The 24464-nt window shown below is 35.7% G+C and carries 25 protein-coding genes; 24 read left to right on the top strand and 1 reads right to left on the bottom strand.

The features are described from left to right. Window positions 1-326: 326 nt before the first annotated feature. From I586_RS04995 to I586_RS04965, 7 genes are all read left to right on the top strand, one after another. Window positions 327-1364: a sugar-binding transcriptional regulator gene (locus tag I586_RS04995; protein ID WP_010764254.1), complete on the top strand. Its 1038-nt coding sequence runs from the start codon at window positions 327-329 to the stop codon at window positions 1362-1364. Between the two features lie 40 nt (window positions 1365-1404). Next, window positions 1405-2406, top strand: coding sequence for a type I glyceraldehyde-3-phosphate dehydrogenase (gene gap, locus I586_RS04990; protein WP_010764255.1), 1002 nt, complete (start codon window positions 1405-1407; stop codon window positions 2404-2406). Window positions 2407-2604: 198 nt separating this feature from the next. After that, the gene (locus I586_RS04985; RefSeq protein ID WP_010764256.1) at window positions 2605-3798 is read left to right on the top strand and encodes a phosphoglycerate kinase; all 1194 of its coding nucleotides are present in this window, start codon (window positions 2605-2607) and stop codon (window positions 3796-3798) included. Between the two features lie 110 nt (window positions 3799-3908). Then, on the top strand, window positions 3909-4664 hold the full coding sequence (gene tpiA / locus I586_RS04980; RefSeq protein ID WP_010764257.1) for a triose-phosphate isomerase: 756 nt from the start codon (window positions 3909-3911) through the stop codon (window positions 4662-4664). 158 nt (window positions 4665-4822) lie between these two features. Continuing rightward, a complete protein-coding gene (eno, locus tag I586_RS04975) occupies window positions 4823-6121 on the top strand; it encodes a phosphopyruvate hydratase (RefSeq protein ID WP_010763068.1) in 1299 nt (432 codons plus the stop codon). Window positions 6122-6297: 176 nt separating this feature from the next. Next, window positions 6298-7020 (top strand): hypothetical protein, encoded by a 723-nt coding sequence (locus I586_RS04970; protein ID WP_010764258.1) that lies wholly within the window; start codon window positions 6298-6300, stop codon window positions 7018-7020. 68 nt (window positions 7021-7088) lie between these two features. Next, entirely contained in the window at window positions 7089-8474 is a 1386-nt protein-coding gene (locus I586_RS04965) for an aldehyde dehydrogenase family protein (protein ID WP_010764259.1), read from the top strand. A 251-nt stretch (window positions 8475-8725) separates the two neighbouring features. Here I586_RS04965 and I586_RS04955 read toward each other — a convergent pair whose 3' ends face one another. Further along, on the bottom strand, window positions 8726-9214 hold the full coding sequence (locus I586_RS04955) for a DUF3955 domain-containing protein (protein WP_010764260.1): 489 nt from the start codon (window positions 9212-9214) through the stop codon (window positions 8726-8728). A gap of 351 nt (window positions 9215-9565) precedes the next feature. Between I586_RS04955 and I586_RS04950 the strand changes: the two genes are divergently transcribed. The 17 genes from I586_RS04950 (at window position 9566) to I586_RS04870 (ending at window position 24316) form a co-directional block, all read left to right on the top strand. Beyond that, window positions 9566-10276 (top strand): DUF975 family protein, encoded by a 711-nt coding sequence (locus I586_RS04950; RefSeq protein ID WP_010764261.1) that lies wholly within the window; start codon window positions 9566-9568, stop codon window positions 10274-10276. A gap of 173 nt (window positions 10277-10449) precedes the next feature. Continuing rightward, complete coding sequence (locus tag I586_RS04945; protein ID WP_010764262.1) at window positions 10450-11409, top strand: DUF4822 domain-containing protein; 960 nt, start codon at window positions 10450-10452, stop codon at window positions 11407-11409. 64 nt (window positions 11410-11473) lie between these two features. Beyond that, a complete protein-coding gene (locus I586_RS04940; RefSeq protein WP_010764263.1) occupies window positions 11474-12937 on the top strand; it encodes a sensor histidine kinase in 1464 nt (487 codons plus the stop codon). A gap of 13 nt (window positions 12938-12950) precedes the next feature. After that, entirely contained in the window at window positions 12951-13652 is a 702-nt protein-coding gene (locus tag I586_RS04935) for a response regulator transcription factor (RefSeq protein WP_010764264.1), read from the top strand. Window positions 13653-13676: 24 nt separating this feature from the next. Next, window positions 13677-14720, top strand: a complete 1044-nt coding sequence (locus I586_RS04930; RefSeq protein WP_010764265.1) for a hypothetical protein — start codon at window positions 13677-13679, stop codon at window positions 14718-14720. A gap of 81 nt (window positions 14721-14801) precedes the next feature. Next, on the top strand, window positions 14802-15089 hold the full coding sequence (locus I586_RS04925; protein ID WP_010764266.1) for an SHOCT domain-containing protein: 288 nt from the start codon (window positions 14802-14804) through the stop codon (window positions 15087-15089). 543 nt (window positions 15090-15632) lie between these two features. Next, entirely contained in the window at window positions 15633-15869 is a 237-nt protein-coding gene (locus I586_RS04920; protein ID WP_010764267.1) for a hypothetical protein, read from the top strand. A gap of 275 nt (window positions 15870-16144) precedes the next feature. Further along, window positions 16145-17344 carry an MFS transporter gene (locus tag I586_RS04915; protein WP_010764268.1) on the top strand — a complete coding sequence of 400 codons (1200 nt, stop codon included), beginning with the start codon at window positions 16145-16147 and terminating at the stop codon, window positions 17342-17344. Window positions 17345-17399: 55 nt separating this feature from the next. Beyond that, window positions 17400-18566 carry an amidohydrolase gene (locus I586_RS04910; RefSeq protein WP_010764269.1) on the top strand — a complete coding sequence of 389 codons (1167 nt, stop codon included), beginning with the start codon at window positions 17400-17402 and terminating at the stop codon, window positions 18564-18566. A gap of 168 nt (window positions 18567-18734) precedes the next feature. Beyond that, window positions 18735-18992: a hypothetical protein gene (locus I586_RS04905; protein ID WP_010764270.1), complete on the top strand. Its 258-nt coding sequence runs from the start codon at window positions 18735-18737 to the stop codon at window positions 18990-18992. A gap of 70 nt (window positions 18993-19062) precedes the next feature. After that, a complete protein-coding gene (locus tag I586_RS04900) occupies window positions 19063-19419 on the top strand; it encodes a DUF2200 domain-containing protein (protein ID WP_010764271.1) in 357 nt (118 codons plus the stop codon). A 413-nt stretch (window positions 19420-19832) separates the two neighbouring features. Further along, the gene (locus I586_RS04895; RefSeq protein ID WP_010764272.1) at window positions 19833-20060 is read left to right on the top strand and encodes a helix-turn-helix transcriptional regulator; all 228 of its coding nucleotides are present in this window, start codon (window positions 19833-19835) and stop codon (window positions 20058-20060) included. Between the two features lie 206 nt (window positions 20061-20266). Then, window positions 20267-21781 carry a HEAT repeat domain-containing protein gene (locus tag I586_RS04890; RefSeq protein ID WP_010764273.1) on the top strand — a complete coding sequence of 505 codons (1515 nt, stop codon included), beginning with the start codon at window positions 20267-20269 and terminating at the stop codon, window positions 21779-21781. A 218-nt stretch (window positions 21782-21999) separates the two neighbouring features. Next, the gene (locus I586_RS04885; RefSeq protein ID WP_010764274.1) at window positions 22000-22254 is read left to right on the top strand and encodes a DUF3130 family protein; all 255 of its coding nucleotides are present in this window, start codon (window positions 22000-22002) and stop codon (window positions 22252-22254) included. Beyond that, complete coding sequence (locus tag I586_RS04880; protein WP_010764275.1) at window positions 22255-22626, top strand: hypothetical protein; 372 nt, start codon at window positions 22255-22257, stop codon at window positions 22624-22626. After that, complete coding sequence (locus I586_RS04875; RefSeq protein ID WP_010764276.1) at window positions 22613-24049, top strand: T7SS effector LXG polymorphic toxin; 1437 nt, start codon at window positions 22613-22615, stop codon at window positions 24047-24049. The genes I586_RS04880 and I586_RS04875 overlap by 14 nt, the downstream gene beginning before the upstream one ends. Before the next feature lie 15 nt (window positions 24050-24064). Beyond that, the gene (locus tag I586_RS04870; protein ID WP_010764277.1) at window positions 24065-24316 is read left to right on the top strand and encodes a hypothetical protein; all 252 of its coding nucleotides are present in this window, start codon (window positions 24065-24067) and stop codon (window positions 24314-24316) included. The last annotated feature ends 148 nt before the right edge of the window (window positions 24317-24464 follow it).

The following is a 24464-nucleotide window of genomic DNA, read 5'->3' as shown; positions in this document are numbered from 1 at the left end:
TGTACTTAAAAAATCCAGATGCAATGCTGGATTTTTTTTTAGTTATCTCAAAAGTAGCAATAGCAGGATTAGCAAGTTGTTACTGCTTAAAAATAGCCATAATGGATTAATTCTATTTAACAGATTGATAATTTCAAAAAAATAATCTCTTTTTCTTGAAAAGAAGAATGAAAACTGTTAAACTATGTATGTAAGATTGAGGGACGCTTTTAAGACTGTTAAAGAATTTAACAATGAAAAAGAAGAACATCAATCCTATTTTTTTAAAGTTCATAGGTCGTTTTAAGTCTCACTTGGACGTTTTTAGACCAACGAAGGAGCGCATCATGCTAGATGAATTAAAAATGATTGAAGCAGTTGCTCCAGATTTGCTCGATGTAATGCAGGAAAGGTTTCATATTCTTCGTAATATATACTGGATGCAGCCTATTGGACGTAGAAGTCTATCTGATAGTATGGGAATAACAGAAAGGGTCTTGAGAACTGAGACAGACTTTTTGAAAAATCTTCAATTGATAGAAACTTCTAAAAGCGGAATGACTTTAACAGAGAAAGGCCTAGGTGTTTATCAAGGTTTAGAAACAATGATGAATCAATTACTAGGTATGCATCAAGTCGAAAAAGAAATCAGTCAATATTTTGGAATCAAACGTTGTATCGTTGTAGCTGGTAATAGTGACAATCAGGATAAAGTTTTATATGAATTCGGGGATATTTTGACCGATTCGTTGGATTTGCTTTTACCTGAAGGACGTAATATTATTGCAGTGATGGGCGGGACAACAATGGCGATGACTGCAGAATATATGGGCTCACTAGAATCGGAAAAACGACATAATCTGTTTGTTCCAGCTAGAGGCGGAATTGGTGAAGCAATGACTGTTCAAGCAAATTCGGTCAGTGCTGTAATGGCAAGCAAAACCGGAGGACACCATAGAGCATTGTATGTTCCAGAACAATTAAGTCTTGAAACATATAATTCACTACTGCAAGAACCTTCGATCCAAGAAGTATTGACACTGATTGAACAGAGCAATTGTGTTGTTCACAGTATTGGACGCGCGTTGCATATGGCAGCACGTCGTAAGATGTCAGATGACGAAATGGTCATGTTAAAGCAGAACAATGCTGTTGCTGAATCTTTTGGGTATTTCTTTGATGAAGAGGGCGAAGTTGTTTACAAAATTCCTCGAATTGGACTTCAGTTAAAGGATGTACAAAAAATCCCCAATGTCGTTGCAATTGCAGGTGGTAAATCTAAAGCCAAAGCAATCCGCGCTTATATGAAAAATGCACCAAAACAAACGTGGCTCATCACAGATGAAGCTGCTGCAAATGAGATTTTAAAAGGGGTAACCCTTTAAAATAAAAAAATTTTTGATTTTCATAAGGAGGAAATCTTTAATGACAGTTAAAGTAGGTATTAATGGATTTGGACGTATCGGACGCTTAGCATTCCGTCGTATCCAAGATGTAGCAGGAATCGAAGTAGTAGCAATCAACGATTTAACAGATGCTAAAATGTTGGCTCACTTGTTAAAATATGACACAACTCAAGGTCGTTTCAACGGAACTGTTGAAGTTCATGATGGATCTTTCAACGTTAACGGTAAAGAAGTTAAAGTTCTTGCTAACCGCAACCCAGAAGAATTACCATGGGGCGAATTAGGCGTAGACATCGTTCTTGAATGTACTGGATTCTTCACTTCAAAAGAAAAAGCTGAATTACACTTAAAAGCTGGTGCTAAACGTGTTGTTATCTCTGCTCCAGGCGGAAATGACGTACCAACAATCGTTTACAACACTAACCACGATATCTTAACAGGTAAAGAAACAGTTATCTCAGGTGCTTCATGTACAACTAACTGTTTAGCTCCTATGGCTAAAGCTTTACAAGACAACTTTGGTGTTGTTGAAGGTCTTATGACTACAATCCACGCTTATACAGGTGACCAAATGACTCTTGATGGACCTCACCCTGGTGGAGACTTCCGTCGTGCACGCGCTGCAGCAGAAAACATCGTACCTAACACTACTGGTGCTGCTAAAGCTATCGGTCTAGTTATTCCTGAATTAAATGGTAAATTAGACGGAGCTGCTCAACGTGTTCCTGTAGCAACTGGTTCATTAACTGAATTAGTAACAGTTCTTGACAAAAAAGTAACGGTTGAAGAAGTAAACGAAGTTATGGCTAAAGCAGCTAACGAATCTTACGGATACAACGAAGATCAAATCGTATCTTCTGATATCGTAGGTATGACTTTCGGTTCATTATTCGATGCTACTCAAACTAAAGTAATGACTGTTGGCGATCAACAATTAGTGAAAACTGTTGCTTGGTATGACAACGAAATGTCTTATACTGCACAATTAGTTCGTACTTTAGAGTACTTCGCTAACTTATAAGATTCATTCTTACTAGTAGTGGAATTTGAACAACTGTGAAATAATAAGCGGGGAAGCATCGCGCTTCTCCGCTTTTGTTTTGAATTAAAGTGAATGAAATGAACTGATGATGAACAGTACAAGAGTTTTGAAAGAAACTGTTGTCCCTTCATTTTTATAAAATACCTAAAAACTTTTTATAGATAGGAGTACTCCATAATGGCTAAAAAGACAATCAAAGATGTAGACTTAAAAGATAAAAAAGTACTTGTCCGCGTCGATTTTAATGTGCCTTTGAAAGATGGCGTTATTACAAATGATAACCGTATCGTAGCTGCACTACCAACGATCCAATATGTTATCGAAAATGGCGGAAAAGCAATTCTATTTTCTCACTTAGGTCGTGTGAAAACTGAAGAAGATAAAGCTGGCAAATCATTAAAACCAGTAGCAGAGCGTTTAGGCGAATTATTGGGTAAACCAGTAACATTCGTTCCTGAAACTCGTGGAACTGAACTAGAAACAGCTGTTAACAACATGAAAGACGGCGACGTTTTAGTGTTTGAAAACACTCGTTTTGAAGATATCGATGGTAAAAAAGAAAGCGGAAATGATGCTGAATTAGGTAAATACTGGGCTTCTTTAGGCGATGTATTTGTGAATGATGCATTTGGTACGGCTCATCGTGCCCACGCTTCTAACGTAGGAATTGCATCAACTGGTATTCCAACAGTTGCTGGATTCTTAATGGAAAAAGAAATCAAATTCGTTGGTGAAGCAGTAACTGCACCAAAACGTCCATTTGTTGCTATCTTAGGTGGCGCAAAAGTCTCAGACAAAATCGGTGTTATCGAAAACTTGATTTCTAAAGCTGATAAAATTCTTATCGGCGGCGGAATGACTTACACATTCTATAAAGCAAAAGGGATCGAAATCGGCAACTCACTTGTTGAAGAAGATAAAGTTGCTTTAGCAAAAGAATTGATCGAAAAAGCTGGTGACAAACTAGTATTACCAATCGATTCAGTATGTGCTAATGAATTCAGTAATGATGTTGAAACGGTTATCACTGACGGAGAAGCTGTACCTGAAGGATACATGGGCTTAGACATTGGTCCTAAATCTATTGAATTGTTCTCTAAAGAATTAGCAGGAGCAAAAACAGTCGTTTGGAATGGACCAATGGGCGTATTCGAAATGAGCAACTTTGCTAAGGGTACAATCGGTGTATGTGAAGCAATTGCTAACTTAGAAGATGCAACAACAATCATTGGTGGCGGAGACTCTGCTGCAGCTGCAATCCAATTAGGTTTTGCTGACAAATTCACTCACATCTCAACTGGTGGAGGCGCAAGCTTAGAATTACTAGAAGGTAAAGAATTACCTGGTCTAGCAGCAATCAACGATAAGTAAAAAATTGAACAAGCCATTTAGATCTTCAGTAATACCAAAAAGATCTGGCTTGTGAAACTGGATTGGTTCGACCGATCCATACCACAAAAAAGAAAAGGATGTGCTTTTCCATGCGTAAACCAATTATTGCTGGTAACTGGAAAATGAACAAAACGGCTTCAGAAACGAAAGCTTTTGCAGAAGCAGTAAAAACAAAAATTCCTGCAAATAGTTCAGTAGATTCTGTTATCGGTTCTCCAGCTTTATTCTTACAAGAATTAGTAGAAGCTGCTAAAGGAACTGAATTAAAAATCTCTGCACAAAACTGCTACTGGGAAAACTCAGGTGCATTCACTGGCGAAACATCTCCAGCAGCACTTGCTGATTTAGGTGTTGACTATGTAATCATTGGTCACTCTGAGCGTCGTGAATATTTCCACGAAACAGATGAAGACATCAACAAAAAAGCAAAAGCAATTTTTGCAAACAACATGACGCCAATCTTCTGTTGTGGTGAATCTTTAGAAACGTATGAAGCTGGTAAAACGGCTGAATGGATCGAAAGCCAAATCACAAACGGTTTAGTTGGTTTATCAAATGAGCAAGTATCTTCAATGGTTATTGCTTATGAACCAATTTGGGCAATCGGAACTGGTAAATCTGCTGATGCTAACATTGCAGATGAAATCTGTGGCGTTGTACGTTCAACTGTAGAAAAATTATACGGTAAAGAAGTATCAGATGCTGTACGTATTCAATACGGCGGTTCTGTAAAACCTGAAAACATTGCTGAATATATGGCAAAAGAAAACGTTGATGGTGCTTTAGTCGGTGGAGCAAGCTTAGAAGCTGATTCATTCTTAGCATTGTTAGATGCCGTTAAATAATCACGTCTTATAACAATATACGCAATTAATCGAAGTTTCATTGAATAATCTATGAATTATGCAAAAAATGTTTGCATAGCGCGCGTTTATTCACTACAATCATAATTAAGGGAATCGAATCCCCTTAGTATAAAACAAACTCAAAGGAGAGACAAAACATGTCAATTATTACTGATGTTTATGCACGCGAAGTCTTAGACTCTCGCGGTAACCCAACAATCGAAGTAGAAGTATACACTGAAAGCGGTGCTTTTGGTCGTGGAATGGTTCCATCTGGAGCTTCAACTGGTGAATACGAAGCGGTTGAATTACGTGATGGCGACAAATCTCGTTACTTAGGTAAAGGGGTTGTTAAAGCAGTTGACAACGTTAATAACATCATCGCTGAAGCAATCATTGGCTACGATGTACGTGACCAAATGGCTATCGACAAAGCAATGATCGATTTAGATGGAACTCCTAACAAAGGTAAATTAGGCGCAAACGCTATTCTTGGTGTTTCAATCGCTGTAGCTCGTGCTGCTGCTGATTACCTAGAAGTACCTTTATACCACTACTTAGGCGGATTCAATACTAAAGTATTGCCAACTCCAATGATGAACATCATCAATGGTGGATCTCATGCTGACAACAGTATCGACTTCCAAGAATTCATGATCATGCCTGTAGGCGCTCCTACATTCAAAGAAGCTCTACGTTACGGTGCGGAAGTGTTCCATGCATTAGCTGGAATTTTAAAAGCACGCGGCTTAGCTACTTCTGTAGGTGACGAAGGTGGATTCGCTCCTAACCTTGGTTCTAACGAAGAAGGTTTTGAAGTAATCATCGAAGCAATCGAAAAAGCTGGCTATGTACCTGGTAAAGATATCGTTCTTGCTATGGATGCTGCTTCTTCTGAATTCTACGATAAAGAAAAAGGTGTTTACGTTTTAGCTGATTCAGGCGAAGGCGAAAAAACAACTGAAGAAATGATCGCATTCTACGAAGAATTATGTGCGAAATACCCAATCATCTCAATCGAAGATGGATTAGATGAAAATGACTGGGATGGTTTCAAAAAATTAACAGTTGCTTTAGGCGACAAAGTTCAATTAGTTGGTGATGATTTGTTCGTTACAAATACAACTAAATTAGCTGAAGGGATTGAAAAAGGAATCGCGAACTCAATCCTTATCAAAGTAAACCAAATCGGTACTTTGACTGAAACATTCGAAGCAATCGAAATGGCTAAAGAAGCTGGCTATACTGCAGTTGTATCTCACCGTTCAGGTGAAACAGAAGATTCAACAATCTCTGATATCGCTGTTGCAACAAACGCTGGTCAAATCAAAACTGGTTCATTAAGCCGTACAGACCGTATTGCTAAATACAACCAATTATTAAGAATTGAAGACCAATTAGGCGAAGTTGCTGAATACAAAGGCTTGAAATCTTTCTACAACCTAAAAAACAAATAATTTTAGTTGATTATAAAGCAAAAAGGGACAACTGATTTTTAATCTTTTCTCCTTATACTCATACGTAAAAACTCCTCTTGTTTAGGCAAGAGGAGTTTTTTTTACATATTTAAGAATCTACTGTGTTCAGGTATACTTAATAAATGAAGCCACATTTTAAAGGAGTTGGGGATAAAATGAAAAATAGTTTAAAGGGGTTATTTCTAGTTGCTATCTCAATTTTTTTAGCGTCTTGTAGTGCTAAAAAAATGCCGACAGAAGAGTCTAAAAATGAAATCGATCAACAATTAGTAGAGAGCTTACCAGGCTCTTGGGTAGCCAATAGCTACGACTATGGCAATTATGAAATTTCTTACGAGGATAAAAAGTTGTGCTTTAACTCAGAAGAACTTGAAATTGAGTATACCGAAGAGAATAGAGTATTTACCCATCAAGAGAAAGATAAAAGCTTCCACTATATTTTTGAAGTAAATAAGGACGGTATCACCGTTTTACCTCATTATGAAGTGAAGCAAACTGGTAAAGAACTGATCACAGGTGGAGATTTAGCGCCAATAATGTTAAAAAAACAACGAATACTAACCAAAGAAAACCTATTAGGAAGATGGAAGTCAGTTGAACCAGATCATCCAGGATATTTTGAGATTAAAGCAACATTTGATTCAACTAAAATAGACGTATTGCTAAGCGAAACTGCGGAGTTTAAAGAGGTTGAAACAATTCCGCTAACAGCTGAAAAGGGAAATTCCGCATTAGTTTATATAGATGAAAGCAAGACGACCAAATACATTTTTACCAAGCATGAAGAGGCACAAATAATACTCAACACATCTTCGACACAAACTGGTGCAGAAGGAACAGCACGTCCATGGATTTTAGAAAGAGTGATAAATGAATAAAGGCAGTTTTCTATTATTCAAACAAAAAAATCGGTGCTATACTTAAAAGAAAACGAGGAGGATACATCATGAACAAATCAGATCTCCAAGCAATTATGAAAAAGCAACGCACCTTTTTTGATTCAAACCAAACAAAATCAATCTCGTATAGAAAAGAAAAACTGGAACAGCTATTAATAAATGTAAAAAAACATGAAGAAGATTTCTATTGGGCTTTTGAAAAAGACCTTAAAAAGCCTAAAGCTGAAGTGTATGCAACTGAATTAGGTCTAGTTCTTTCTGCTATTAAAGACATGCTAAAAAATATTGATAAATGGACTAAACCTGTAAATAAACCAAGAGCTATTTCGTCTTTACTAAATAAAAATATGGTTTTTTTAGAACCGTTTGGGACGGTTTATATTATTGGGCCGTTCAATTATCCGCTTCAACTGACATTCGTTCCATTGATTGGTGCTCTTGCAGCGGGGAACTGTGCAATTGTCAAACCATCATCAAAAACACCAAATGTAGCGGCCGTGATTGGTGCGGTTTTAGGAGAAACATTCGATGAACAATATGTAAAAGTATTATCCCCAAATTCTATAGATAATGCCTCTGTTTTAAAAGAACAGATGGATTTTATCTTTTTTACTGGAAGCACAAAAGTTGGAAAAATTGTGATGGAAGCTGCGGCGAAAAATTTAACACCTGTTGTCTTAGAACTTGGGGGGAAAAGCCCAGCAATCGTTACGGAGCAGGCAGACATCGAAATAGCAGCTGAACGCATTATATGGAGCAAATTGCTTAATACAGGACAAACATGTATTGCAACGGATTATGTTTTAGTAGATATAAAAGTCAAAAAACAGTTGATTAAAGCCTTGAAAGAAAAAATCATCGAATTTTATGGCCAGACGATTCAAGATAATCCAGATTATGGTCGCATTGTTCAAGGCGGAGCAATCGATAACTTTATTCAATTGATTGAAGACAATCGCGACTCGCTTATTTACGGAGGTGAGTACGATCAGAAAACAAGATTTGTAGCACCTACTTTATTTGATATTGAATTAACGCGTGAGAATGGATTGATGGAAGAAGAATTATTTGGTCCGCTCTTGCCAATTTGCACATATCAGGAGTTAAGTGAAGCAATCAAATTCGTTAAAGATGGGGAAAAACCATTAGCATTGTATTTATTTTCAGATGACAGAACCGTTCAAAAACAAATGTTACATGAGCTTTCTTTTGGTGGTGGAGGGATCAATCAAACGATTCTCCATGTAGCAAATGATGATTTACCTTTTGGAGGAGTTGGCGCATCAGGTATAGGGAATTATCACGGGAAATACAGTATTGAAACATTCTCTCATAAGAAATCAGTTGTTTATGGGCGAAAGGATTCAATGGCAAAATTGATTTATCCTCCTTACGATCAGAAAAAATTCGATTGGATCAAACGTTTATTATAGATAGAATAAAGCAAGAGGTTGGGACAGAAGTATTCAACTTCGAGAACCAAGTAGGTACTGTACAACATCAACTCGTGCCTCGTTGTGTTTTACAGCAATTTCAGCTTATTTCCGAAGGAGTTGCTTCTGCCTCTACGGTTCTCGTTTCACTCCGATCCTCGAAGCAACGAGGACCATTTGCTCCCACTATTTTTTCGGATGCTAGGTGTCTGGGATATAACTCGCAGAGTTATGTCCCAGACACTTATTGATTATTCTCCTTTTGTCCTAGTACGAACTATCTCCACAATGAATCTGATTCCTGTTACTAAAAAAACGATGATTCCTACAAAAATAAAAAGAAATCCAAGCGGTAAAAGGTAAAAGTTTTCCTGTAGTTTACCTGATGTGTCAATATATTCCACTGAGTTCATCTTGATGAAGAGACAAGCAACACCAAAAAACAATAGAAAACTTCCAATTAAGGTTGTGATCATATTTAGTTTTGCACGTCTTGTTTTACTGCTATCCTTAATTAGTTTTTCGGTCATATTATTCACATTAGTTCCTCCCAAAATCAATTCATCAAGCGAAATATGAAAAATACTAGAAATCAGAATCAATAATTCAAGGTCGGGTAGGTTTCGATTATTTTCCCAATTTGATACGGCTTGCCTTGTGACATTCAAACAAATTGCAAATTTTTCTTGTGTCAGTTGATTTTTTGTTCTTAACTCCTTAATCTTATCTCCAAATTCCATAGTCTAAGTTCCTTTCGTTGATGTATCTTCATTGTAGAGAGAGATGTTGTTCTAATCAAGAAAGCATAGCTTGCATACTGTTAAATAGAGGGAAAGCGTAGCTTGCTTCGTAAAAATAGCGCTGTAAATACTGTTTTATAAAGTTGCTAAAGAAACGAAATATTGACTTGAACAAAGTATAGCATCCTTGATTTACAAATAGAACTATCAGTGTTTTATTGAAACGTAAAACAGGCTATACTACAAATTCAAGGACTAGTATTTCACCAACACGGTTTAAATGCATATGTTTTTTTTTAAGCTGATTTATTTGTTATACTAATTATAATGAAATGAAAGGAGGAAAATTTTATGAAAACGAGAACTGAATTAAAAAGTGAAGCAAAAGAAATTTTGCGTGGACGCTGGAAAGATAGTTTGTTGATGTGTCTTGTACCAACATTAGTTTCAATTGCAATTGTACTTTTGTTATTTATTTTACTAATCATCCCTATTCTAACATTTGCTCAAAATAATCCAGATTTCCTAAATAGTACTGCAGAATACGAAGGAAACTCTGGCGGTGGTGGCGGTAGTGGTTTTCTTGGCGGAATCATTGGGGCTCTTTTCAGTGCAGGAATTTCGTGGACTTTCTTAGATATTTATAGAGGAAAAAGACAAGAAATCCGTCCATTTTCAGATGCTTTTCGTGGCTTTGCAGGGCCTGTTATTTTAGGTATAATCGCTGTTTATGCTTTAATGTTTGTGTTTATTACATTATGGTCATTACTGTTAATTATTCCTGGAATCATCAAAGTCTATTCTTACTCACAAACGTATTTTGTTTATTATGATGCCTACGAAGAAACGGGTGAACGACCAGGATTTTTAAGTTCGATTACACGTAGTAGACAGCTTATGAAAGGCTATAAAGGACAATTGTTCTTATTAGACTTGAGTTTTATTGGCTGGCATATCCTAGCAATGTTAACGTTAGGAATCGGCTATCTATGGTTGACACCTTATATTACTGCAACAAAAGCTGTTTTCTATGAAAACTTACCAAAAACAACTGTAGCTTAAAGCAATTGAAAGCATAAACAAAACTAATTTTTAGTTTTGCTTATGCTTTTTTTATTGTCTAATAAAAGTTTATAATTTGTTTATTTTCTTGTTAGCCCTAGTTTATTTACCCTCTTTATACTAAAGATAAGCAATAAAAAGTTATCGCTAATTACAGGAGGGAGCAAGAAATCATGAATAATAAAAAAATCATTGTAGGAGTTTCAAGTTTAGTTTTACTATTAGCAGGATGTAGTGTTGGCACACAAGAAACGTTAGGGACAAAAGAAAGTAGTCAGCAGAAAACTGAACAAGCGAAAAAAGAGAATAGCAAAACCAAAGGGGATACATTAAATAAAATCTTAGGTAAAACCAATTGGCAAGGGACGAAAGTTTATGACAAAGACAATAATGACTTGACTGCAGAAAATGCGAACTTTATCGGATTAGCAAAATATGATGCTGAAACAGGACGCTATGAATTTTTCGATGCGCAAACAGGAGAGAGCCGAGGCGATCGTGGCTCATTTTTCATTACTAATGATGGGACAAAGAGAATTCTTATTTCAGAAACAATGAATTATCAAGCTGTTGTTGGGTTGACTGAACTGACAAATAAAAAATTCACTTACACAAGAAAAGGCAAAGACAAAGCTGGAAATGAAGTAGATGTTTTTGTTGAACATATCCCGTATAATGAACGTAAGCTAGCATTTACTGAAAAAGAGAAATCATTAGATACAACAACAGGAAAAATTGACACCAAAACTGCTGGTGCGACTATTTTAGGGAAAACCTTGTGGAACGGTACCAAAGTTCTTGATGAATCAGGTAATGATGTAACAGAATTCAACAAAAACTTTATTAGTTTAGCTAAATTTGCAGCAGATACGAATCAATATGAATTTTTCAATTTAGAAACAGGCGTTAGTCGTGGTGACTTTGGTTACTTCGATGTATTGAATCATAATAAAATCCGCACCCATGTCTCGATTGGTCAAAATAAATATGGTGCGGCGTTAGAGTTAACAGAATTGAACAGTAAGAAATTTACGTACAAACGTATGGGGAAAGATCAAGCTGATAATGAAATTACGGTATTTGTAGAACATGAACCATATACTGGCAAATTCAACCCTGAATTTAGTTTCTAAAATGTTTGAGCAAAAGTCAAGCAATGCAATAGTGTCCTCAATAAATGAAGCAAAGGAGAAGAAAATGACGATAAAAAAACGATTTCTCATTTCATATATTGGGGGCATTGCAATTGCTTGTCTATCACTTTTTTCAATTATTTGCATTGTTTTTTATGTAACGACAGGGAAAATACCGACCCCAGCAACTTTATATAAAAGCTTTACAGAACAACGCTCATTAAGTCCAGAAGAAGAATTAGCCTATATCAAATTGCGTGGTATCGCTAAAGCTGATCCTGATCAATTACTTGCCCCAAAAGAAGAATTGAAACAGACAATCCACCAATTTGAACAGGAGTCATTAGGTGTTGTTGTTCGAAAACAAGAAAATATCGCGTATTACTCTCAAGATTTAGTAGAAAAATCATTGATTGTTCACTTTCCAAAATTTGATGCCAACAATATTGAAACAAGAGGAACGATTGATAATGCTGGGCGTTTGTATCGCTATATGAAGTTTGATTTTTATTTTAGCAATCAGATGCCGGGCAGTCTTTTGGTTTTAACGAAAGAAAATAATTTTTTGGAATTTATGACTAAATGGGGCGTACTGATCATCGTGACAATTTTACTGGTGTCCGTTGGTGGTTTACTTTTCTTAAATCATTTATTGAAGAAAACAATCATCCAACCACTAGAACAGCTAGGTGCTGGAATGTCTGAGATCAGCAATGGTCAATTAGAAGCGCCAATGGCTAAACCAGTCAAACAAACGGCGATGGAAGTAAAACAATTGACAGATGATTTTGAAAAAATGCGAGAAGCGTTGATTTATTCGACAGAAGAACAAGTCAAGCTTGAAAATAATCGAAAAGAGCTTGTTGCGAGTATTTCTCATGACCTAAAAACCCCGATCACTTCGATTATTGGCTATGTAGAAGGATTATTAGATGGTGTTGCAGGTTCTCCAGAAAAACGTGCTAAATATTTACAAACGATTCATACAAAAGCAATCTCATTGAATGAACTGATTGAAGAATTATTTCTTTATTCTAAACTAGATGCTGAGGCAGTGCCGTTTCATTTTGAACGAATCAATATTCCTGCGTTTTTAAACCATATCATTGAAGAATTTAAACTTCAAGGCAATCAAGTATCACTTCAATTAGTGAATCCACAAGCATCAGACAGTTATGTGTCAGCTGACCGTATGCAGTTGAATCGAGTATTTATTAATTTGATTGAAAATAGCTTGAAATTCAAAGCTACCGATCGCCCACTGCTGATCCAACTAGAAGTATCTGAAAAAATGGAGATGGTGGAAATCCGCGTCTCTGATAATGGACAGGGAATTTCAGCAGAACAACTGCCATTTGTTTTTGATCATTTCTATCGAGGAGAAGAAGCACGACCAACCAATACTGGGGGGAGCGGCTTAGGACTGGCTATCGTTAAACAAATTATTGAGATGCATGATGGTCAAGTTGCGATTGAAAGTAGGTTGCATCATGGAACGACTATTACGATTTTATTAAAAAAAGCTTGAGGAGGACCGACTAATGTCAAATGGAGTATCACGTATTTTATTGATCGAAGATGATGAAAGTATTGCGGAGTTACAAAAAGATTACCTAGAAATCAATCATATGGAAGCCGAAATTGCGTGTGATGGATTGATTGGTTTAAATCGGGCATTGAACGAATCGTTTGATTTGATTGTGATCGATATTATGCTGCCATCCATGGATGGGTTTGAAATTTGTCGTCGAATCCGAGAGAAAAAAAATATTCCTCTGATGATTGTTTCTGCGAAGAAAGAAGATATTGATAAAGTCAGAGGGCTTGGTTTGGGTGCGGATGACTATATGACGAAACCCTTTAGTCCAAGTGAGTTAGTTGCACGTGTTCAGGCTCATATTAAACGTTATCAGTTGTTAACAGGAGCAGACACAGCCAATGATATTATAGAAATCAATCAAATCCGAATTGATAAGAGTGCACATAGAGTTTTTGTTTTAGGAGAAGAAATTATTTTTACGACGAAAGAATTTGAACTATTGCTCTTTTTTATGGAAAACCCGAACCGCGTTTGGATGAAAGAACAGCTCTTTCGTCAAGTTTGGGATATGGACGACTTTGATACTGACATTTATACAGTGGTCGTACATATTGGACGAATTAGAGAAAAACTAAAAAAAGGAAAATTATCAGAAAGCCCAATTGAAACAATATGGGGTAGTGGCTATCGATTTAATACTTAAAAAGGAAACAAAAGGAGAAAATAAATGAAAAAAAGCCTGTTATTCACTATGTTCATTGTATGTAGTGTGTTTGGACTTTCAGCTTGTCAACCAGATCAAAGAAAAGGGACAGAATCAAGTACATCATTAAGACCAGCAATCGTTAAGTCATCTTCATCAGAGAGCATGCCGTCTAGTGAAGAAACGGAGAAAAAAGGAGTTAATGAGTTGTCGTTTGAGAACACTGAATATCGTTATGATGTTGTCACGGGTGCAACTCAAACAACCTTTGGATCTAATCCAAAACCTCTTTATACGTATGAAGAGAAGTTAAAGAAAATGTTTTGGTCAAATCGTCCTCCACTAGGTTTAATGGAAGGAAACTATTTTACAAATGATGGCTTTTTCGATGTAGGAAATAAAGGGATAGTGGAAATTGTGACGGATGATAACGCAAAAATTATTAATGTTGAATTTAATGAATATGGTGCTGAAAATTATTATGCTTCCAAATATGCGGGAGCGAACAAACGTCTTTCTGATTATGCTTTCTTTCAAGCGCAAAATCCAAGGACGGATACGACATTAGTAACGGTAGTCAATGGAATCACTTTTGTGGAAAGACAGATGCGTGAAGAAAATCGAGTAACTGGGAATTTTGAAACAGTTAAAGGTTCGTCGACGACTGCTAGAGAAGGATTGATGACAATTGCAGCTGAGTTGTCCGATGAAATCAAACAACCGTCTAAAACCAAATATATTGGTTATGCTGAGGATTTTGGCGATGGCTTAATTGGAAGAATCCAATTGACTATCACCGATGGGAAAATCGATAGTGCACGTTATGACGAATATTTTGCAGATCAACCTGACAAAATTGTAGCAGATCAATTAAAAAAATATTACCGACAATCAAAATATTTTTCTTTGGAATACAATGAAGAGACAAACAATGATTTTGTTACTTTTGCGGATGGTTTGACAAAAGCAATTCTTGATCAGCAGAAGTTGGCTATTGAAAATGGTGAAATAACAAAGCATCCATCGTTTGCTTCTTATCAAAAATTGATCAAACATATTGAACTATAAAAAAGTGTTGCTATTTTTTTGACACACTTTCGACATATATTATCTTTATACTTGATAAAAACAGGTTAGGAGAGAGTCGAAATGGATTATTGTTCAAATTATGTCAACGGAGCTCGCAGTATGATGAGAGGTGGTATGTTCACAATGGGGATTACTTGGTGGATTTTGATTGCGGTTTTGATTATTGCAGCTGTCTATTTTTTTAAAAATAAATCAAGTCAGCCGGTTGAAACAAGTAACGCTCCTTATCAAAACAATTCGCAACATACCGCTTATCCTTCCGCTTTTGAGGTGCTGGATGAAGAATATGCTAAAGGAAATATCACTGAAGAAGAATATCTGCATAAAAAAGAAGTATTGATGAAATAAGTAGAGACAAAAAGTTGACGGACAATAACACGTCAGCTTTTTGTCATTTTTATGCTTTATTTTTAAAATTGGACTATATGGGACTAATGGTTTTTGGTATTTATTTGCTTTAGATCAAAACGTTCATGGAACAAGGGATTTCGAATCGATCGACTCAAACTATACACTTTAGCCTTTTAGCTAAGTTGACGAACATAGGGACAAAGCAGATTGACAAGTCAGATATTGCGGTACTGCAGACTTCTTGTTATTGTTGGGAAAAGAAGCAAAAGTTATAGCCAAGTCGAACTTGTCGCGTTACTTAAAGAAAAATGTGATCTTCGTTTAGACAAGATAGTCATGATGAAGCCTATAAATGCGAGTGGAATGAGAGCGAAAATAGGTGACTGAATAAGAAGAAAGGTAAAGCATTTGGGAAATCTAGGTGCTATAATAGTGTTGTAGGAATCTGGCAGTATCGTTTAATTTGCCGTTCCAGATACAGTTGTGTGTTACTATTTATCACTAATTATTCAGTTTAAACGTGTGAAAGAAGGTTTTTTCATGGATCGAACACTAAATAGTATGATTTCGTTGATTTTACTTGCTTATCCTATTTTGTCCATTCCATCAATCATTAAATCAAAAAAAGAAAACGGATATTATTTTTCTGAGTCTCGCTTCTTCATTCCTAAGCGTGTGGGATATGGAATAGGAATCAATATGCGTAATAAGTATGGTTTTTTCACATTGGTTGTTATCGGATTATTATTTCTATTTTTAGGGATATGGCTTCCTTGATGTTTAAATTTTAAAGAGCATGTTTAAACTATTGTTTAAACGTGTTTTTTTATGGTTAAAATTTTTGCTTTTTAGTTAATGATAAATTCATTGTTTTCTCATCTCCCTCTTCTTTTATGGTGGAAAATATATTATACTAAAGTAACACTATTTATTTATTTGAACAATAAATAGAATGTTGCACATTACGGCCTTAGGCTTTACGGATGGAACATTCACAAAATAGAGGAAAAGTGAAAGAACGCATCTCACTTTTCAATTATTAAGGAGGATTTATGGAAAAAAGTGGAAAAAAAAGAACTGGGTTGTTGTTGATTGCACTCTTTTTAGGCTATACGATGGTCTACATAGACAAGTTGTCAGTCGGGTATTCATTGATCCCGATATCTGCTGAATTTGGATTAGAACCAGCAGCAAAAGGAATGATCATGAGTGCATTTTTCTTAGGGTATGCTATCATGCAGATTCCGATGGGGTTAGTGATCAATAAAGTAGGATCGAGAGTTGTTTTGATTGGTTCAGTATTGGGAATGGGGCTATTTTCATTTTTATTTGGATTTGGAACGTCCTTGATCATGTTTATGTCGTTGCGTTTTTTAACTGGACTACTAGCCCATTCAGGTTATGCCTCATCGGCGAGTAAAGAAGTTACGATGAATTTCCCACCTGAAAAACGAACATTTGCTCAAGGAATTTTGTTATCCTCTTCTGGTGTAGCAGGATTTATTGGACCATTGGCATTATCACCAATCATTACAAATGCTGGTTGGAAGAATGCTTATATGATTTTGACGGCATTGGCAGTGTCAATTGCGATTTTTCTGATCATTGCAATTCCAAGAAATGAAAAATCAAAAGAAAAAGCAGATGCGGTTGCAACAAAAACTGATAAGGTTTCTATTTTAGTCGTTTGGTCAGATATTCGAGTTTGGGTTTTATTCCTAAGTTCATTTTTTATCAATTGCTTGCTATACGGATTATCCAGTTGGGTACCAAGTTTCCTGACAGGTGAACGTGGGTTAGATTTGAATGGTGCAGCAGTGGTCAGCAGTGTTGGTGGTTTATTTATGCTGATTGGTTCGATTGGTGGGAGTTATGTTGTCGGAAAATATTTTCAGCATAAAGAGAAAGCGGTAGTGGCAATCACAGCTATTTTAGGTGCACTTTCTGCCTTTGGCTCTTATTATATTGGCAATTTGGTTTTACTCTCGATCGTAATGGGATTAGCGAATTTCTTTTTGATCATCTCATTTGTTACGATGATGAGTATTCCACTACGTATATTCGAAGGGGCAAAATTTGCTCCAAGCTATGGGACATTGGCAACAGGTGGTATTCTTGGTGGTTTTGTTTCGCCAACTCTTATTGGGAAACTAGTTGAATTAGCCAATGGACAGTATATCTCGACATTCATTTTCTTTTTGATCGTTGGGTTACTAACTGCTGTGACGATTATGTTTATTAAGCAAAAATAAGAAAAATAGAATAAGCAATTTAAATAATTGATTAAGGAAAATGGAGGAATGTTAAATGACAACTATTCAAGAAATAATGCCACAGACAGATATGATCAAATGGAGAAGACACTTGCATCGTCATCCAGAATTATCATTTCATGAAGTAGAAACGGCTAAATATATCAAAAAAGTTCTTGCGGATTTTCCCAACCTAGAAGTCAGTTCATTGACTGAAAACAGTGTGATTGCTCTTTTAAAAGGGAGTAAGCCAGGCAAAACGATTGCGCTAAGAGCTGATATTGATGCATTACCAATCGTAGAAGAAGCAGACGTAGATTTTCCTTCTGAAAATCCCGGTGTAATGCATGCATGCGGTCATGATACCCATACGGCAATGTTACTAGGGGCTGTCAAAGTGTTAAGTACTATGCAAGACAAAATAGCTGGAACAGTAAAATTTATTTTCCAACCGGCGGAAGAAGAACCACCCGGCGGGGCTAAATTATTAGTTGAAGCTGGCGTAATGGATGATGTTGATATGGTTTTTGGTTTGCACATTGCACCGAATATTCCAGTTGGCATGATTGGCACTAGAAAAGGACCAGCAAGTGCTGCTTCAGATGTCTTTACATTGAAAATCCAAGGAAAAGGCTCACATGGCTCAACACCTGAGTTATCTGTTGATCCAATTATGATCGGAGTCGAAATCATCAATAACTTGAATAATATCGTTTCAAGAAATATCAGTCCTTTTGATAATGCGGTGATTTCAATTGGTGAATTCAATGCAGGAAAAACGGCAAATGTGATTCCAGATACAGCTCAAATTCAAGGAACAGTTCGTACGAACAATAAAGAGGTACGAGTGTCTATTCAAAAACGTATTGAAGCAATCATTGATGGAATCTGTAAGATGTATGATGCAACTTATGATTTAGATTACTTACTTGGGTACAGCGAAGTCAATAACGATAGTGATGCAACAGATTTAGTACTAGCGGCAGCTGAAAAAGTTGTTGGGAAAGAAAGAATCTTTGAAGCACCTAAAATGATGGGTGGCGAGGATTTCTCTGCGTATACGGATGTAAAACCCGGCTCGTTCTTTATTTTAGGTGGTGGGACTGCAGCTCAAGGTTGCGGGTATATGAATCATCATCCAAAATTCAAAATCATGGAAGATTGTTTCCCTGTAGGCTCAGGGATGCACGCACAGCTTATAGTAGATATTTTAGGACAATAATAACAGCTGAAAAGAACTTTAACAATCTTGTTAAGGTTTTTTTCAGTGCAAAAAAATTAGTATTTCTTCATAAACCCTGGCAAAATAAGAAGAAAGAACGGCGTCTTGTTGATGAGTAGATCTATGTCAGTAGGGACTTCGTTCACTAAAATAAGGAGCTGAAAAAGTATGTTTATTGTTATTATTGCGATAGTGCTGTTCTTTTGTTTACTATTAATAGTAGATAAAAATAAGAACACATCAAAAGAGCCTGTAGCAAAGACAAGGGTAGTGACAAAGGTACTTTCAATAGATCAACAAATGAAAGTAGAAAAAGCTGAGGGCATAAAACTACTTACATCCACCATCAAGCAACTTGAACAGCAAAAAATCAATCAACTAATGGTTGTGTTAGAGACTCTAAAAAAAAAGAAACGAAGGCACTAAAATGTCATAATTTTAAAAATAAGGATATAATCGTTTAAAGGAGCAAAATATAATTAAAGGTGGCAAAAAAATGGACGCAAAAAATCAAAGAGTATTTGCAATGTCATTTGCAAGTATTTACCCATTATATATTAAAAAAGTAGAAAAAAAAGGACGGACTCAAGCTGAAGTTGATGAAATTCTGATTTGGTTAACAGGCTATGATGAAGCTGGTTTACAAAAACAAATAGAGGATAAAGTAACGTTAGAAACGTTTTTTGCAGATGCACCAAAAATCAATCCAAATGTTTCTCTGATAAAAGGTGTGATTTGCGGCTATCGCGTAGAAGATATCGAAGATGAGCTAATGCAGAAAATTCGTTATATGGATAAATTGATTGATGAACTAGCTAAGGGAAAAGCAATGGAGAAGATATTGAGAAAGTAGTCAATCGTACAAAAGAATAAAAAACAGTCCTATCAGTTTGAGCTAGAATTCTATTAGCAAGGAAATCTGATAGGGGTGTTTTTTATTTTCTTTTTAAAGTCTCATTAAGTGAATAAAAAACAACAAATGATCATGAAAAATTACCAAAAAATTATGAATATCAAGTGATGTAACATTAAAATTGCTTTTTAAATTTGGTTTAGTATGTGATATTTAAGATAACAAAAATAGGAGGGACGCGATGAAGAAATATGTTAGTAACAATCATTGAGGGAATTACTTCTTTGCTGAAGCAAGTTCCTCGGAAAAACAACTAGCAGAAATAGAATTCGGCTTATTGTTACATAGTTTTTTATGTGAAGTTAAACAAAACTTTGCACCAAAAGAACTTTTTGAAGGTAGGAAAACCCATTATGGAGATTGGTAAATTGTTAAAAATTCGCAGAGAACAGAAAAATTTAACACAACAACAAGTAGCTGTCAGGTTTCATGTGACAAGACAAACTGTGTCACGTTGGGAAAATGACCGATCGTATCCAAATATTGATACCTTAGTAGAACTGAGTTTCTTCTTTGATTTTTCATTAGATGAAATTTTAAAAAAAGAAGAGTTGATCGTTAGCAAAGAGAAAACAGAATAATAGCGTTTTGCAAGTTGAATAAGTAACAAACACTTACGTATATGAAGAGGCTAGCATGTGAGATCAATAAATCTTATGTGCTAGTTTTTTCAATGTAAAACGCTATTATTGAGCCTGAAGTAAAATCAAAAGGGGAAGCATCTTATGTTAAAATAGCAGTAACAAATAAAAGACATTCAATAATTAAGTACAAGTGAGGAAATAAAATGAATCAAACATTGTTGGTATTGCAAAACGAGGAGCCCAAAATAATAAATGTCGCTTCTGCAATAAAATATTGCTATAAAAAAATTATTTTTGATCAAGAAAATCAAGAAACCTATACAAAGTATTTAGGTTATTTCATTGAAGAACAAGCGCCGAAAGATTTTGTCACGACCTTCAAGCAATTACGCGCCTTTTCTTACGGACGCAGTGATTGGAACTGGCTAGATATAAATGAGTCAACTTTGGTTCGTCTTTCTCAACATAATTCTGGCTCATTTTGGTCTTGGCTCGTTTGCCATCCAAATGGCTATGTTAGAGAAGTCGCACTGGAAACATTGATGACAGTATCTTACGTGAATACCTTACCTTTTTTACTTGTCACCTTGAATGACCATATCGAAAAAGTAAGAAAATACGCGGAACAAGAAGTGAACAGATTAGTGTTACAGGAAAATGAAGAAACAATTCTTTTTTCACTTCCTTTGATCCAAAGACTAAAGGACTTAGAACAGAAAGAAAATTTAGCGATATATACTCAACTCAATACATATTTTCGAAACAACTTTGCCTTATTGAGAAAAGCACAAGCAAACAAAGATAGGTCTATTTCTAGGTATGGATTTGAATTAAGTTTTATGGGAAATGAGCCTGATAGAATCAAGGCAATAGAAAATGGGTTGAAACAAACAGATAGAGTCATTTTAAGTTGGACATTCAACGAAATATGTAAAGAAAAACAGTGGGAAGAAAAGTATTTGATGCAACTATTAGAGCATCCTAAAATGATCATTCGAAAACTAGCCTGTGAGTGGTGCTACAACAACAGAGACCAAGAAGTACGAATGATTCCCCGATTATTGGATCAAACAACGTCGATCAAACATTTAGCACTGGAGTATGTAAAAAAACATTTCCCGAAAATTGATTGTAGAGAATATTATCTTCAGCGTATAGAAGAAAATCCCATCAACGCCATTCACGGCTTAGCGATTTTGCAAGATAAGAGAGACAAAGAACGAATGTTACCTATGATCCATTCAAGTAAAAAGAAAATAAGAGTGTCAGTATTGAATTGGATAAGCTGTTTACCGGTAAAGGAGCAGTTACCGCACTATATTGCATGTTTATCGGATTCTTCAAGAGACGTGAGAAATAAAGCTGTAGATCAGTTGATCCATCATTATTCACTAGATATCAAGGAGCAGTTGCTTCCTCTATTTAAAGAGAAAAAGGAAGCTTATTTTCAGCTAAACGTCATCAAAATTCTTGGAGAAGAAAGCAGCAAAGATTATTTTTATGATTTAGTGTTATTATATGTGGATGGAGCAGATCAAATAGTGAAAGCTAGAATTGAGCAACAACTTGACGGATGGATGCTTAGTTGGAATCGACGCTTCTTTTTTAGGTTCACGTTGAAGGATAAGGTTACGCTAGCTTATTTAGTGAATAAAAACTATAAGGAATACTCAGTGGGTGTTTTGGCTGTATTATGGAAAATTTTAAAGAGTAAGTAGTTGAAAAAAGTACACGAAATTCTCTACTACACTTTAAAAAATCTAAGAACGATTATGCAATTTTAAACAAATTGAAAGAGCCGTGGAGACGGCTTTTTTTTGTTTCAATAGAACAATAGAGAAAGTTTACTAAAATAGTAAACTTAATGTCCTTTTTTATTTAGTTAATGAATGCTAAGATTGTATTATGAAACTAAAAGTTAAAAAGGAGTTTTAAAATGACAGAAATCAGTACCAATCAAGGAGTCGTAAGTGACCTTACAATGCAATTTACTAGTAGTTTATCAGATGTCTCATTTTCAACGAAAAAATCATTTTCCTTCTCTCAAAGTTCTGCTGCATCTGGATTAAAAAGTAGTTTAACCTCTTTATCCTCAAGTATCAGTAATTTTGAAAGCTATGCGTCTAGTGATGTAAAAAAACTGATGACGATCCATCAAGCAATTGAAAAAGCTGAAAGAGGGAAAAACTAGATGATGATTGAGGACAAGAAAAGAAAAGTGCGGTGGCAGGCAGATGAAGTAGAAGATCATGTGAGAGACTTGAAAAAGAAAGAAAATAAAACCACACATCTAATACAGGATATTGCTCGTTTACATCAAAGACAAAGAGAAGTCTTAAATGAAATCCTCTATTACAGCAAAGGAACGCATGCAGAACGTTCGGCAACCATCGATTTAGAGGATTTAGAACAAGAACAGCATTCAATCATGCGTCATTTCGAAGAAGGACAAGAGGAGTTACATATACTAAGTCAATCAGAACAAAGAAAACAAGAGCAGTTGCAAGAAGACCTCATCCTCCTTCAACGAAAAGAAGAGGAGGAAAAAGATGCCAAAAATTGATTATAGTGAATGGACTGAACTATCAAGTGAAATCACCACACAACGCTTAAAAATCGTCAGCCAGTTTAAATCATTCAACCAAGCACAGCAACAATTTAAAGGAGCAAAAGAATTATCTGGGACAGGCTGGGGTTCTTCGAGAAATTATTTTGACGGTTATACAACGGTGTCAGATGCGATTTTTAATGCACTCTATGAAGTGGATGATGCAACAACTGAATATGTTTCGGCGTTTACATCTGAAGTGGGCGCAGCTGAAAATCAGTTAAATACAGAGCATCTAGAACAATTAAAAGAAGAATTAAGAAGTTTACAAGCTGAGAACGATATCTTGATGGAAGCAGCGGCGAAAGTCTTTGAAGATGTGCCATTTATCAATAAGTTTTTCATGGAACGAAGCATGCTTGGAAAAGCCAAAGAAATCGAGATTTTAGAAAAGTATAAAATTTTTGAAGCTGCACATGGAAGTGATTTTTCAGAGGTTCAAACAGTGATTTCTTCGATTGAACAAGGCTTAGCAGTATTGGGAAACGCTGGCAATTTTATTGGTGGTGTCAATGGTTATAAGAAAATGTCATGGAAAGACCAAGACTGGTTTAAAAACATTCAAGCATTTAATGAGAAGAACAAAGATGACCGCTACGAAATCGTTGTAATTCATGAAGATCACGATGGGAAACAGTTTGCAATTTATAAAAATGGAAAAATAGATCAGAAACGTACCCTCGATTACAATAAATTATTAGGCAAACAAGATTGGGAAATGTTGATGAAGCTTGGACCTGAAACAATCAAGATGTTGCTTAATTTAGATGATGTGGAAGTTTTGCTGGACGATGGATCAAGTACAGGACAAAGAGTGAAGTCGAGTATTTTTCTTATTTTAGCAGTTACGCCGGTTGATAAGGTGAAGGATGTTATTAAAGCAGCGAAGTTGATGAAAAAAGGGGATCATTTGCTAGATGGCGTGAAGTTGACTGCTAAAGAGTTGGAAATGTTAAGGGATTTGGAAAAATCTGGTGAACGGGTTAAGATAGTGGAGAAGAGTAGTGGAGCCAAAGGTAAATTAGATGCGTCATTGAAATCTTTTGAATCACTCACTATAGATGAGCAAAAAGTAGTAGAATCACTTTTGGAACAAGGAAAAAATGTTCAACTTATTCCAGAAGCTCCCAATGTTGGTAAAACTCCTGATCTTCTTGTTAATGGGGTGAAAACTGAAATTAAGACCCTTAACGGGAATAACATTAATACGTTGATTACGAAAGTAGGTAATGCGTTGAAACAAGTAGATGGAACGGGTGAGATTATCTATGATATATCTAAAGCAAACTTTTCCCAAAAACAAATGAATGAAATAATTTCTAGATTGACTGGTAGATACGGAAAAGATGTAGTTGATAGAATTATATTTATAAAATAGGAGAGTGTTTTAACTATGAAAATAAGATGTTTATGCGGAAACTTACTCAATGATGAAACCTTAGAGACAACAAATCCATTAATGGTTTTTCCTGAGAAGGAATATTACGATGTGCTAGAATCAAATCCAAAAACTGTAGAGGAGCTTGTCGATAAAATGCCTTCAGGTTCTATTTGGGAATGTAGAGTATGTGGAAGACTTCATTATTTTAAAGAAGGGAAAATAGCCATTTATAGATTGGAAGAAGAAGTGCCCGATAATGATTAAAGAATAAAATGGATTATATTACAAGATTGGTAATCAAGTGATTAAGTTTTAGATAGCAGGTCCTAACTTCTCTATAAACTTACAAATAGCTATTGAAAGCGGTTTGTAATTCAATTAATAACTGTGAAGTTATTGAGATTGCGTTAGT

Origin of the sequence: Enterococcus moraviensis ATCC BAA-383, from assembly GCF_000407445.1 — a bacterium.
GTDB lineage: Bacteria > Bacillota > Bacilli > Lactobacillales > Enterococcaceae > Enterococcus_L > Enterococcus_L moraviensis.
This window is presented reverse-complemented; position numbering and strand designations above follow the sequence as displayed.

Excerpts from the sequence above, each read along its gene's own strand:
- I586_RS04995 (WP_010764254.1), top strand. The coding sequence starts at position 327 with ATGCTAGATGAATTAAAAATGATTGAAGCAGTTGCTCCAGATTTGCTC.
- gap (WP_010764255.1), top strand. The coding sequence starts at position 1,405 with ATGACAGTTAAAGTAGGTATTAATGGATTTGGACGTATCGGACGCTTA.
- I586_RS04985 (WP_010764256.1), top strand. The coding sequence starts at position 2,605 with ATGGCTAAAAAGACAATCAAAGATGTAGACTTAAAAGATAAAAAAGTA.
- tpiA (WP_010764257.1), top strand. The coding sequence starts at position 3,909 with ATGCGTAAACCAATTATTGCTGGTAACTGGAAAATGAACAAAACGGCT.
- eno (WP_010763068.1), top strand. The coding sequence starts at position 4,823 with ATGTCAATTATTACTGATGTTTATGCACGCGAAGTCTTAGACTCTCGC.
- I586_RS04970 (WP_010764258.1), top strand. The coding sequence starts at position 6,298 with ATGAAAAATAGTTTAAAGGGGTTATTTCTAGTTGCTATCTCAATTTTT.
- I586_RS04965 (WP_010764259.1), top strand. The coding sequence starts at position 7,089 with ATGAACAAATCAGATCTCCAAGCAATTATGAAAAAGCAACGCACCTTT.
- I586_RS04955 (WP_010764260.1), bottom strand. The coding sequence starts at position 9,214 with ATGGAATTTGGAGATAAGATTAAGGAGTTAAGAACAAAAAATCAACTG.
- I586_RS04950 (WP_010764261.1), top strand. The coding sequence starts at position 9,566 with ATGAAAACGAGAACTGAATTAAAAAGTGAAGCAAAAGAAATTTTGCGT.
- I586_RS04945 (WP_010764262.1), top strand. The coding sequence starts at position 10,450 with ATGAATAATAAAAAAATCATTGTAGGAGTTTCAAGTTTAGTTTTACTA.
- I586_RS04940 (WP_010764263.1), top strand. The coding sequence starts at position 11,474 with ATGACGATAAAAAAACGATTTCTCATTTCATATATTGGGGGCATTGCA.
- I586_RS04935 (WP_010764264.1), top strand. The coding sequence starts at position 12,951 with ATGTCAAATGGAGTATCACGTATTTTATTGATCGAAGATGATGAAAGT.
- I586_RS04930 (WP_010764265.1), top strand. The coding sequence starts at position 13,677 with ATGAAAAAAAGCCTGTTATTCACTATGTTCATTGTATGTAGTGTGTTT.
- I586_RS04925 (WP_010764266.1), top strand. The coding sequence starts at position 14,802 with ATGGATTATTGTTCAAATTATGTCAACGGAGCTCGCAGTATGATGAGA.
- I586_RS04920 (WP_010764267.1), top strand. The coding sequence starts at position 15,633 with ATGGATCGAACACTAAATAGTATGATTTCGTTGATTTTACTTGCTTAT.
- I586_RS04915 (WP_010764268.1), top strand. The coding sequence starts at position 16,145 with ATGGAAAAAAGTGGAAAAAAAAGAACTGGGTTGTTGTTGATTGCACTC.
- I586_RS04910 (WP_010764269.1), top strand. The coding sequence starts at position 17,400 with ATGACAACTATTCAAGAAATAATGCCACAGACAGATATGATCAAATGG.
- I586_RS04905 (WP_010764270.1), top strand. The coding sequence starts at position 18,735 with ATGTTTATTGTTATTATTGCGATAGTGCTGTTCTTTTGTTTACTATTA.
- I586_RS04900 (WP_010764271.1), top strand. The coding sequence starts at position 19,063 with ATGGACGCAAAAAATCAAAGAGTATTTGCAATGTCATTTGCAAGTATT.
- I586_RS04895 (WP_010764272.1), top strand. The coding sequence starts at position 19,833 with ATGGAGATTGGTAAATTGTTAAAAATTCGCAGAGAACAGAAAAATTTA.
- I586_RS04890 (WP_010764273.1), top strand. The coding sequence starts at position 20,267 with ATGAATCAAACATTGTTGGTATTGCAAAACGAGGAGCCCAAAATAATA.
- I586_RS04885 (WP_010764274.1), top strand. The coding sequence starts at position 22,000 with ATGACAGAAATCAGTACCAATCAAGGAGTCGTAAGTGACCTTACAATG.
- I586_RS04880 (WP_010764275.1), top strand. The coding sequence starts at position 22,255 with ATGATGATTGAGGACAAGAAAAGAAAAGTGCGGTGGCAGGCAGATGAA.
- I586_RS04875 (WP_010764276.1), top strand. The coding sequence starts at position 22,613 with ATGCCAAAAATTGATTATAGTGAATGGACTGAACTATCAAGTGAAATC.
- I586_RS04870 (WP_010764277.1), top strand. The coding sequence starts at position 24,065 with ATGAAAATAAGATGTTTATGCGGAAACTTACTCAATGATGAAACCTTA.